Here is a 10,347-nt window from a genome sequence, read left to right on the forward strand (position 1 = left end):
GACCGACTGTGATCGTCATGCTTTCTATCCTTTGCCTGATGTGGGCGGGCCGCGGGGGCGGGCCGGTTGACGCCTCAATGCCGCAGCAGGGGGCGCTGTTCAACTGGTTTCGGTGATCTATGCGCGAAATGTATACCATCGTGTACCGAAATTGAAGGCCCCCGGGGGCCGAGTTTCAAGAAACATTGATTGGTTGTTTCAGCCCGCTTTGCGTACTAATCGAAGGACCGCCGCCGCTTGGTCCTGTCGCGGCTGCCCGAAGTTCCGAGGTTTCATGATGCGTCCGCTTTCCGTCCTGTCCGCCGCGATACTGGCTCTGGCCACGGCGGCTTCAGGGCAGCAGGCGGAACAATCCCCGGTGGTGGTGGAGCTTTTCACCTCGCAGGGGTGTTCATCCTGTCCGCCCGCCGATGCGCTGTTGCATGAACTGGCGGCCCGGGATGACGTGATCGCGCTGGCCCTGCATGTGGACTATTGGGACTATATCGGCTGGAAGGATCCCTTTGCCCGGCCCGGCAATACCAAGCGACAGCGCGCCTATGCCGCCGAAGGGGGGCGCCGTTCGGTCTATACGCCGGAAATGATCATCGACGGGGAAAGCGATATCGTCGGGACCAAGCCCGCCAAGGTGATGGCTGCCATCGAAAAGCACCGTATGGATTCCGCGATGGTCTCGCTGGATCTTCAGCGGTCGGGCGATATGCTGACGGTTACGGCGACCCCGCTGGGGGACATGTCGGTGCCCTGCATCATTCAACTGGTGCGCTACACCCCGGAACGTACCACGCGAATCGAGCGGGGGGAGAACGCGGGAAAGACGTTTTCCTACGCCAATATCGTCGAGGATTGGCAGGTATTGGGCAAATGGGACGGTACCGCGCCCATCACCTTCACCGTCAAGGTGGAGGGGGACGCGCCCGTGGTGGTCCTTGTTCAGGAAAGCGATCTTGGCCCCATCCATGCGGCTGCGCGTCTGCGTTGAGGGCCGGCTGACGCGGGGCTTGTCGGTACCGGCAGGGCCTTTGCCCAAATCCTGACGGATCAGCCTTCGCCCGCGCGCCAGCGCCGGTGCACCCAGAACCATTGTTCGGGATCGGCCTCCACCCGCGCGCCCAGACTGTCATTGAGCGCCTGTGTCATCTCCATGGGCGAGCCATGGGGCACGGGAGCTTCCAGTACCGCGTCGAACGTAAGCCCGTCGGGCTGGCGGATGCCGTAGAAGGGAACGAGCAACGCGTCATAGCGCAAAGCCAGTTCGGCTGCCGAAAGCGCGGTTTGCGCCGGTGTCCCGAGGAAGTCGAGCGGCGGCGCGCCAAAGACATGCTGGTCGAAAAGCAGCACCAGCTGGCCCCCGTCGCGCAGGTGACGCACGAAACCTGCCGTGCCGCGCCGCCCCTGCGGAAAGACTGGACCGCCGAAGGCTTCCATGGTGCGCACGTAATGGGCGTTGAAATAGGGGTTCTTCATATCCCGGTAGAGCCCGCCGATCCGGTATCCGCGCGCCACGAGCGCGGCGCGCGCGGCCTCGTAATTACCGTAGTGACCGGTGACGAGGATGACGGGCTGGTCCTTTGCGGCGGCCTCTTCCAGCGCCTGCAGGCCGGGGCCGCGCAGGGGGGTTTCCGCCATGCGGCGCGGAAAATCCTGCGCCGAATAATTCTCGATCAGCGTGCGGCCGAGGTTGTTCAGGCAGCGGTCCGCGATGGTGCGGCGGCGTTCGGGCGAAAGATCGGGCCGGATCGCCGCAAGGTTATCCAGCGCGCGTCTGCGGTAGCCCGCCATGGGGCCGATCACATGTTCGACCAGCCAGCCCAGCCCACACACGCGCATCCCGTAGGGCAGGGCAAGCGCGGCGCGGATGATCAGCACGATCACCGCGTTGGTCAGATAATGGCCGAAACCGCGCAGATCGCGCGGCGCGGGGGGCCGGGAAGTGGTGCCGTCTGACATGAGCCTCGTCGCGCGAATGCGGTTCGCGCAGACATAGCCTGCCGGGGTCGGCGCAACAACCCGGGGGAGATTGTTGAGGCGTCGGGGGGCAGCCTAGTAGCTGTAGGTCACGCCGGTGGCGATGGCGCGCCGCAGCGAGGCTTCGGCCCATGTGCCGGTCCCGCCTGCATCGCGAAGCGCCCGCAACTGGACAATGGCGGCGGGCACGTCGCCCTGTTCCACCAGTGCCTGCCCCATGTAGGACCGGGCGAGGATATTGCCGGGATTCCGGGTCAGCGCCACCCGGTAATAGGCCATGCCGCGCTCCAAGTCGCCCATCTTGCGCGTCGTGAAGCCAAGGTAGGTGAGCGTCCGGTCGTCATCCTGCGGCATCGCGGCCAATACTGTCTGTGCTGCGTCGTACTGGCCCGCGTGGGCATAGGCGCGCACCGCCTCGTACCGGTCCTGAAGTTGAAGGCTGCTTTCCTTTGCGTCCACGCAGGTCTTGGTCTTCTTGTCGTAGACCTGCCCGTTTTCGCATTTCGGCTTCGATGGTGCCGTTTCATTCCCGCCGCCTGCGGCAAGAAGGCCGGTGGGCAGGCTCAGGGCGAGGGCGGCGGACAGCAGGATGCGCATGGGGTTCCTCCGTGATGCTGAACCCAAGCTAGCAGGAGCGCGCTGCCGGTAAAGGGTCGCCGCCCTGCGGGCATGTCACTTCTTCGTGGTGCCGCGTGTTCAGGCGGTGGTGTCGGCGACGCAGGTGCCTGTCTGCGTGTCATAGACGCTGCCTTCAGCACAGGATTGGGCCTGCGTATCATGCGTGCCGCAGCTTGCATATGCGAAGGCCGGGAGCAGGGTGAGGAGGAGGGCAGTGAAAATGGATTTGAGGGTCATTCTGCATATCCTTTCCGGTTCTGTCCGGGAGGATACCGCAAGAAAAGCATTTCGCAAAATCCGAAGTATGGGCTTCGTCGGGGAAAGGAGACCAGGGTACCGCGTGCAAGTCAGTTACCGGGTGTGTTGCAGATTGAAATGCGGCGAGGGCAGGGGAGGAATTAAAGGTGACAGTGCTTCACAGGGCCGCGCCTGACCGCGGGTGGGCGCTGCCGACTGACAAGACTGCCACTTTATGGTGCCACCATGTCTCCGACGTTTTGAAGGTAATCAGAGGGTGCCGAAGCGCCCGCCCATGGGGCGGTCGGGCGCTGCCCGGCGGCGCGATGCGCCTTGATTCCGGGCGGGGGCGAGGATCATCAACCGCCCCCGCGCCACACATCGGCAAGGGATTTGCGGGCCTCAGGGGCCCGCGTCCAAAGTCAGCTTCCGAAAACGCGCGCGAAGATCGTATCCACGTGTTTGGTATGATAGCCGAGGTCGAATTTCTCTTCGATCTCCTCCGCGCTGAGGGCGGCCAGCACGTCCTTGTCGCCCAGAAGCTCGGTCTTGAAATCCTTGCCCTCTTCCCAGACCTTCATGGCGTTGCGCTGGACCAGCTTGTAGGCGTCCTCGCGGCTCACCCCGGCTTGTGTCAGCGCCAGCAGCACCCGCTGGGACATCACCAGTCCGCGGAACTTGTTCATGTTCGCCAGCATGTTGTCGGGATAGATCACCAGCTTGTCGATCACCTGCGTCAATCGTGCGAGGGCGAAGTCGAGCGTGATCGTCGTGTCAGGCCCGATGTTGCGCTCCACCGAGGAGTGGGAGATGTCGCGCTCATGCCAGAGGGCGACGTTCTCCATCGCGGGCACGACGGACATGCGCACGAGGCGGGCGAGCCCGGTGAGGTTCTCCGTCAGCACCGGGTTGCGCTTGTGCGGCATCGCGCTGGAGCCTTTCTGGCCCGCGCTGAAGAATTCCTCCGCCTCCAGCACCTCGGTCCGCTGCATGTGGCGGATCTCGGTGGCGATGTTCTCGATACTGCTGCCGACGACGCCAAGGGCCGCGAAAAAGGCAGCGTGACGGTCGCGCGGGATGACCTGGGTGGAGATCGGCTCCGGCTCGAGGCCCAGTTTCTCGCAGACGTGTTCCTCCACCCGGGGGTCGATATTGGCGAAGGTGCCAACGGCGCCGGAAATGGCACCGGTCGCGATTTCGCTGCGCGCGGTCTGCAGCCGGCGCAGGTTGCGGTCCATCTCTGCGTAGAAGCGGGCGAAGGTCAGGCCCATGGTCGTCGGCTCGGCGTGGATCCCGTGGGAGCGCCCGATGCGGACCGTGTCCTTGTGCTCCATGGCGCGGCGCTTCAGCGCGGCGAGCAGGCCTTCCATATCCGCGATCAGGATGTCGGCGGCCCGGGTCAGCTGCACGTTGAAGCAGGTATCCAGCACATCCGATGACGTCATCCCCTGATGGACGAAGCGCGCCTCCTCGCTGCCGACATGTTCCGCCAGATGGGTGAGGAACGCGATCACGTCATGCTTGGTCACGGCCTCGATCTCGTCGATGCGGGCCACGTCGAACTCCACATCCTTCGCTTTCCAGACCGCATCGGCATTCGCGCGCGGAATGACGCCCAGATCGGCCATGGCATCACAGGCGTGGGCTTCGATCTCGTACCAGATGCGGAACTTCGTCTCGGGCGACCAGATGGCAACCATTTCGGGGCGGGAATAGCGGGGGATCATGGAACTGCGGCCTTTCGTGAGGTGCGTGCGGTTGCGCGCGCAATAGACCGACGGGACCGCGAGAACAAGGCCGTGGCCCCGGGGCGCCGGGTGCGGGTCGGGGGCCAGCCCCCGGACCCCCGGGATTTTTCGCCATTTGGAAGTCAGTCGATCAATTCGGTTTCCACGTGGGAGGCGCGTTCGAGCGTACGGTGGACGGGGCATTTGTCGGCGATTTCCAGCAGCCGCGCGCGCTGGTCGTCAGACAGATCGCCCTCCAGCCGGATGCGGCGACGCCATGTATCCACCTTTTCGGTGCCTTCGGCTTCGGCGTCCTGCCGGTGCACCTTGTCATGGCACACATCGACGGCGACATGGGTGAGGGGCCATTTCTTGCGCCGTGCATACATGCGGATCGTCATGGATGTGCAGGCGCCCAGCCCGGCGGAGAGGAAGCCATAGGGCGTCATGCCCTGGTCGGTGCCGCCGTAGGCTTCGGGCTCATCGGCCAGCACGTGGTGGTGAGGGCCTGCATTCACGTCCTGCAGAAAACCGCTCGGATCGGCTTCGGCCACGCGGATGATGCCTTCGGGGGCGCCGGGTGGCGGGGCGGGCGGGAACAGGTCAAGATAGCGCGACGCCCAGGTGGCGATCACCTCGGCGGCATATTCGGCGTCGGCGGCATCCGTGATCAGGTGATCCGCCGAATCGAGCGAGACGAAGCTTTTGGGGTGGCGCGCGGCCATGAAAATCCCGCTCGCGTTGTCGATGCCCACGATGGCATCGCGGGGGGCATGCATGACCATCAGCGCCACCCGCAACTCGTGGATCGCCTGTTGGAGCTTGTCCTCCGCGACATCCTCGACAAAGGCGCGGCCGATGGTGAAGGGGCGGCCCCCCAGGTCGACCTCTGCCTGACCGTCGCGTTCGATGGCCTCGAGCGCATCCGCGAAATTATGCGTAACATGGCTCGGGTCCGCGGGGGCGCCCAGCGTGGCCACCGCCTTGATCCCCGACATACGGCCCGCTGCCTTCAGCACCGCCGCACCGCCCAGCGAATGGCCGATCAGAAGGGTGGGGGCCATGTCCTGCGCATCGAGGTATGCGCAGGCGGCGAGCAGATCGTCGACGTTGGAGGTGAAGGTGGTATTGGCGAATTCCCCTTCGGAATGGCCGAGCCCCGTGAAATCGAAGCGGAGCACGGCGATCCCCATGCTCGCCAGTCGGCCCGCGATGCGCCGCGCTGCCGGGATGTCCTTGCCGCAGGTGAAGCAATGGGCAAAGAGCGCGGTGGCCAGATGCGGGCCGTCCGGAAGATCGAGCCGCGCGTCGAGTTCGTTGCCGTCGTGTCCGGTAAAGCGAATGCGTTTCGTGGGCATGGGAATTCCCTTTCCTGCTGTCCCCTCAGACTGGACCTGCCGGAGGCCAAGTCAACCCGGGGGCGGCGGTTGCGGTTTGCCAAGGGCCGCGCCCGGGTGTACCGCTTTGCCGAACAGGTACGGAAAGCCCTTCATATGACGGATGATTTTGAACGCAGATTGCACCCGGCGACCATCGCCGCCCATGCGGCGGGCGCCACGGACGACGCCACGGCGGGCGTGGTGCCGGGTATTCATCCCGCCACGACCTTTGCCCGCGACAGCGACTACGGGTTGCGCAATGCCGATAACACCTATCTGCGCGGTGACAATGAAAACGTCCGCATCGCCGAACGTGTATTGAACCGGCTGGAAGGGGCGGAAGATACGCTGCTTTTCCCCTCCGGCATGGCGGCGGTGGCGGCTGCTTTCCGGACGGTACCGAATGGCGCCTCGGTATTGGTGCAATCGCAAATTTACTGGGGTACGACCAAGTGGATCCGGGATTTCTGCAATCGGCGCGACATTGCGCTGCATGAGGTCGACGCCTCCGATACCGCGCTGCTGGAACAGGCCTGCCGCACCCATCGTCCCGCACTGGTCTGGATCGAGACGCCATCGAACCCGTGGCTGCGGATCACCGACATCGCTGCCGCCGCGCGGGCGGCGCATGAGGTGGGCGCGATCCTTGCCGTGGACAGCACCGCCGCCAGCCCGGTGCTGTCGCAGCCGCTGGCCTTCGGCGCGGACCTCGTGATGCATTCGGCGACGAAGGGGATCAACGGTCATTCCGATGTGCTCGCCGGGTCGCTTTCGACCGGTCGGGCGGACAGCGCATTCTGGCAGGAGATCAGGGAAGATCGGACGGGCGCGGGCGCGGTGCTGGGGCCTTTCGAGGCGTGGCTACTGACCCGGGGGATGCGGACCCTGCCGCTACGGATGGAACGCATGTCGCGCAGCGCGATGGTGCTTGCGGAGCGGCTGGCCGATCATCCGGCGGTGACGCAGGTGCTTTACCCGGGCCTGCCGGATCATCCGGGCCACGAACTGGCGGCCCGGCAGATGTCGGGCGGTTTTGGCGGGCTGCTGTCGATCGTGGTCGAAGGCGGGGCGGAGGCGGCGCTGCGCACCGCGGGGCGGTTGCGGCTTTTCCATCGGGCGACGTCACTCGGCGGGGTCGAAAGCCTTGTGGAGCATCGCCACACGATCGAGCCGCACACGGGCATTCCCGAAGGGCTGCTGCGCCTGTCGGTCGGGATCGAAGATGTCGATGACCTGTGGCAGGACCTGTCGCAGGCGCTGCGAGGCGCGGGACCGGCTGATTAACCCGCGCCCATCAGGGCGGGATCGAAGGGGTAGCGCGTCAGGTTTTCGTATCCGTCCTCCGTCACCAGAACCTGATCTTCGAGCTTGATGGAAAAGTCGCCCCCATCGGGGGAGACGAGCGCCTCCACGCAGAGCACCATGCCCGCTTCGAGCGGATAGTCGAACGCGCCCTCCACCGCCTTGTCGGGGTAGGCGACCAGTGGCCATTCATCGCAGAGCCCGACACCGTGCATCAGGCAGCCGTATTTGCCGTGCTGGAATTCCGGGGCCAGCTTGTGCGCGCGGGCGGTGAGTTCGGGGATCGTGATCCCGGGTTTCAGCAGGGCCATGTTCTCCATGATGTGGTCATGGGCGTGGCGCATGGCCGACACCATGTCGGCGCGGGGCGGTCGCTCTCCGATCCACCATGTCCGGCTGATGTCCACGCAGATTCCATAGGCACCGACGAGATCGGTATCGAAGGCGAGGATCTCGTTGCGCTGCACCACGCGTGGGCCGCATTCCTGAAACCACGGGTTGGTGCGCGGACCGGAGGTGAGCAGCCGCGTTTCGATCCATTCGCCGCCCCGGCGGATGTTTTCTGCGTGCAGTACCGCCCAGATGTCGTTTTCGCATGTTGTGCCATCGCCCGCGTGGGTTCGGGCAAAGTGTTCCATGGCCGCCACCGCCGTTTCGCAGGCATGGGAGGCGCAGCGCATGGCGGCGATCTCGTCCGGGCCCTTTACGGCGCGGGCCTTTTCGGTGACCTCTTCGCCTTCCATGATCTCGAACCCCTGTGCTTCGAGGCTGCGCATGCCGTGCAGCATGATCTTATCCACCGCGAGCCGCCGGTCGCCGTTCCCGTGTTCGGCCAGCAGCAGGCGGACTTCGTTGGCGAAGGCATCGGCGGCCACGTTCACCTTGTCGCCCCGGTCGAAATAGAAGAGATCCGCCCCCGCGCGCCGCTCACGCACGAGCGGGTTGAATTCCGACAGGAAGGGCGAATTCTTGTAGTCCCAGATGACCATGTAGCCATCGGCACAAAGCAGCACGGCGCGGAACGGGTTGTGGGTGTTCCACAGCTGCATGTTGGTGCTGTCGGTGGCGTAGCGGATGTTGAGCGGGTCGAACATCAGCAGGCCCGCGTAGCCGCGGGCGACGATATGCGCGGTCAGCCTTTCCCAGCGGTAGCGCCGCAGCGCGGGCAGATCGGGCAGGGCGAGGCCCGCCTCGCGCCATTCGTCGAAGGCGAGCCGCGTGGGCCCGATTTCCACCCGGTCTGGATCATTGGGTGTCCCGTCGCCAAGGCAGGCCCCCCGGGCGGGATCGATCTTGCGCGTATCGCGGAAATGACTGTTCATGCGATCACTCCGTTTGCCTTCGTCAAGCCTGCCGCGTATTTCCGGAGCCGACGTACAGTTTTCCGACGCGCAGACGGTCGGTTTGCGACAGGTTCCGCGCATGGAGGTCTCGGTGAAGGAAATTCTGCAGCCCCGGCTGCCCGTGGAAATGGCCGGTGACATGCCGCGCCTTCCGGGTATCGCGCCCTGCGGTGCAGCGGATTGGCTGCGGGTGGACGAGGCATATGGCGCGCAGATGGCCTATCGCCGCGCGCTTCTGAAGGATCCGGGCGCGCATGTCCTCTATCTGGAAGAAGCGGCGCGCCCCGCCGCCCAAGAGGTGCTGGGTGAGGCGCTGGCGCTACTGCCAAGGCTGGGGTTCCACCGCTCGGACGGGGGCATTACCTGCCCGGACGGCCATGTGCAGCCGCTCGACTTTGACAATCCGCTGCGTACGCTGGGGCAGATCGTGCAGGAGGACATCTGCCTGCTGCAGAAACGGGGCGATGAGCATGTGCTGACGGGGGCGGTGCTGTGCTTTCCCGCGTCATGGCGGTTGGCGGACAAGGCGGGCCGGCCCCTTATCGGGATTCACGATACGGTGCCGGAATACGACAGCGACATCGCGCGGCGGGTGCAGCGCCTTTTCGACGGGGTGCGCCCCGGGCGACCGCTCTGGCGCTTCAACCGGCTGGCCTATGCGGATCCGGACCTGCATCAACCCTACCGGACCCGGCGGGGGGAGGCGCGGCCCTACCTGCGGTCGGAACGCCAGTGCATCCTGCGCCTGCCTGAGACAAACGCGGCGGTCTTTACCATCCATACATGGGTGTTGCGCCGTGGGGTTCAGGAAGCCGATGATGAAGCTGAAAACGGCGCGGCAGTGACCGCGCCGTGAACCCGCTACCTTGGCCTCCGGACGTCAGCCGTCGATCTTGGCTGCCATGATCGCGATGGCCTTTTGATAGACGCCCGCGGCATTCCATTGCTTGATGACGTTAAAGTTGGGCTGGCCTTCCTGATAGCCCGCGCCGGGCTGCCAGCCTTTCTGGCGCAGGAAGTTGGCCGTGGAGGCCATGGCATCGGCGAGGTCGTAGAAATCCACCCGCCCGTCGCCCGAACCGTCGACTCCGTAGCGCAGGGCATTGCCCGGCAGGAACTGGGTATGGCCCAGCTCACCATGTTTGGCCCCCTTGGTGTTGCCGGTGATCGCGCCACGGTCAACGAGCTTCAGCGCGCCAATGGCGTGGGGTGTAAAGAAATCGGATCGGCGGCAATCATAGGCCAGCGTGGTGATGGCGGAGACGACTGAACTGTCGCCCATGAACCCGCCAAAGCCGGTTTCCATTCCGTGTATGGCCAGCAGGACGCCCGCCGGAACGCCGTACTGACGTTCGAGCGCATTGTAGAAGGCGGCATTGCGCGCCTTGCGCTTGCGGCCCTGCGCCACGATCGTGTCGGCCCCACGGACCTGCATGAACTTCGACAGCGAATACTTGAAGGATTTCTGGTTGCGGTCGGCGGCGATGGTCCCGTTCGCATAGCGCGCGCCCGCCAGTGCGTTCAGGCCGCGCTGGCCTACGCCCGCCGCGGCGGCTTCCTGTGCAAAGGCGGCTTTCCAGTTCTCGAAGCCCCCGGCGGAATTCCCGCAGGGCGCGGCAAGCGCGGGGGCGGCGGCGAGACCGGCGAGCAGCAAGGGGATGGACAATTTCTGAATGGGGCGCATGGGAACCTCTGACTTTATATCGTTACCTTCAGGGTAGTCCTCGCGCCCGATCATTCAAAGGAAGAGCGGTAAAAATCTGTCGCCCCGCG

The 10,347-nt window shown here is 65.1% G+C and carries 10 protein-coding genes; 3 read left to right on the forward strand and 7 right to left on the reverse strand.

From position 1 onward, the window contains the following. Positions 1–277 precede the first annotated feature (277 nt). Positions 278–982 (forward strand): DUF1223 domain-containing protein, encoded by a 705-nt coding sequence (locus tag A3728_RS07490; protein WP_150120684.1) that lies wholly within the window; start codon positions 278–280, stop codon positions 980–982. 59 nt (positions 983–1,041) lie between these two features. On the opposite strand, the gene A3728_RS07495 is transcribed toward A3728_RS07490, so the two are convergent. The 5 genes from A3728_RS07495 to A3728_RS07510 form a co-directional block, all read right to left on the reverse strand. After that, the gene (locus A3728_RS07495) at positions 1,042–1,950 is read right to left on the reverse strand and encodes a lysophospholipid acyltransferase family protein (protein WP_067921687.1); all 909 of its coding nucleotides are present in this window, start codon (positions 1,948–1,950) and stop codon (positions 1,042–1,044) included. Positions 1,951–2,043: 93 nt separating this feature from the next. Then, positions 2,044–2,565, reverse strand: coding sequence for a tetratricopeptide repeat protein (locus A3728_RS07500; RefSeq protein ID WP_067921690.1), 522 nt, complete (start codon positions 2,563–2,565; stop codon positions 2,044–2,046). Between the two features lie 99 nt (positions 2,566–2,664). After that, on the reverse strand, positions 2,665–2,823 hold the full coding sequence (locus A3728_RS23415; protein ID WP_201722151.1) for a chitin-binding domain-containing protein: 159 nt from the start codon (positions 2,821–2,823) through the stop codon (positions 2,665–2,667). Positions 2,824–3,245: 422 nt separating this feature from the next. Continuing rightward, positions 3,246–4,550 (reverse strand): adenylosuccinate lyase, encoded by a 1,305-nt coding sequence (gene purB / locus A3728_RS07505; RefSeq protein WP_067921693.1) that lies wholly within the window; start codon positions 4,548–4,550, stop codon positions 3,246–3,248. Between the two features lie 143 nt (positions 4,551–4,693). Beyond that, positions 4,694–5,908: a bifunctional alpha/beta hydrolase/OsmC family protein gene (locus A3728_RS07510; protein ID WP_067921696.1), complete on the reverse strand. Its 1,215-nt coding sequence runs from the start codon at positions 5,906–5,908 to the stop codon at positions 4,694–4,696. 135 nt (positions 5,909–6,043) lie between these two features. Between A3728_RS07510 and A3728_RS07515 the strand changes: the two genes are divergently transcribed. Then, entirely contained in the window at positions 6,044–7,213 is a 1,170-nt protein-coding gene (locus A3728_RS07515; protein ID WP_067921704.1) for a trans-sulfuration enzyme family protein, read from the forward strand. Here the strand turns inward: A3728_RS07515 and dddP are convergent. After that, the gene (dddP, locus tag A3728_RS07520; protein WP_067921699.1) at positions 7,210–8,553 is read right to left on the reverse strand and encodes a dimethylsulfonioproprionate lyase DddP; all 1,344 of its coding nucleotides are present in this window, start codon (positions 8,551–8,553) and stop codon (positions 7,210–7,212) included. The genes A3728_RS07515 and dddP overlap by 4 nt on opposite strands. Here dddP and A3728_RS07525 point away from each other — a divergent pair. After that, on the forward strand, positions 8,552–9,430 hold the full coding sequence (locus A3728_RS07525) for a heme-dependent oxidative N-demethylase family protein (RefSeq protein ID WP_330220265.1): 879 nt from the start codon (positions 8,552–8,554) through the stop codon (positions 9,428–9,430). The two genes, dddP and A3728_RS07525, sit on opposite strands and share 2 nt — an antisense overlap. Positions 9,431–9,454: 24 nt before the next feature. Here A3728_RS07525 and A3728_RS07530 read toward each other — a convergent pair whose 3' ends face one another. After that, a complete protein-coding gene (locus A3728_RS07530; RefSeq protein ID WP_067921705.1) occupies positions 9,455–10,258 on the reverse strand; it encodes a lytic murein transglycosylase in 804 nt (267 codons plus the stop codon). Positions 10,259–10,347 lie beyond the last annotated feature (89 nt).

Source organism: Sulfitobacter sp. HI0040 (assembly GCF_001634885.1).
Lineage (GTDB): Bacteria > Pseudomonadota > Alphaproteobacteria > Rhodobacterales > Rhodobacteraceae > Sulfitobacter.

Coding starts and splice junctions, on each gene's coding strand:
- A3728_RS07490 (WP_150120684.1), top strand. CDS start 278: ATGCGTCCGCTTTCCGTCCTGTCCGCCGCGATACTGGCTCTGGCCACG.
- A3728_RS07495 (WP_067921687.1), bottom strand. CDS start 1,950: ATGTCAGACGGCACCACTTCCCGGCCCCCCGCGCCGCGCGATCTGCGC.
- A3728_RS07500 (WP_067921690.1), bottom strand. CDS start 2,565: ATGCGCATCCTGCTGTCCGCCGCCCTCGCCCTGAGCCTGCCCACCGGC.
- A3728_RS23415 (WP_201722151.1), bottom strand. CDS start 2,823: ATGACCCTCAAATCCATTTTCACTGCCCTCCTCCTCACCCTGCTCCCG.
- purB (WP_067921693.1), bottom strand. CDS start 4,550: ATGATCCCCCGCTATTCCCGCCCCGAAATGGTTGCCATCTGGTCGCCC.
- A3728_RS07510 (WP_067921696.1), bottom strand. CDS start 5,908: ATGCCCACGAAACGCATTCGCTTTACCGGACACGACGGCAACGAACTC.
- A3728_RS07515 (WP_067921704.1), top strand. CDS start 6,044: ATGACGGATGATTTTGAACGCAGATTGCACCCGGCGACCATCGCCGCC.
- A3728_RS07525 (WP_330220265.1), top strand. CDS start 8,552: ATGCGATCACTCCGTTTGCCTTCGTCAAGCCTGCCGCGTATTTCCGGA.
- dddP (WP_067921699.1), bottom strand. CDS start 8,553: ATGAACAGTCATTTCCGCGATACGCGCAAGATCGATCCCGCCCGGGGG.
- A3728_RS07530 (WP_067921705.1), bottom strand. CDS start 10,258: ATGCGCCCCATTCAGAAATTGTCCATCCCCTTGCTGCTCGCCGGTCTC.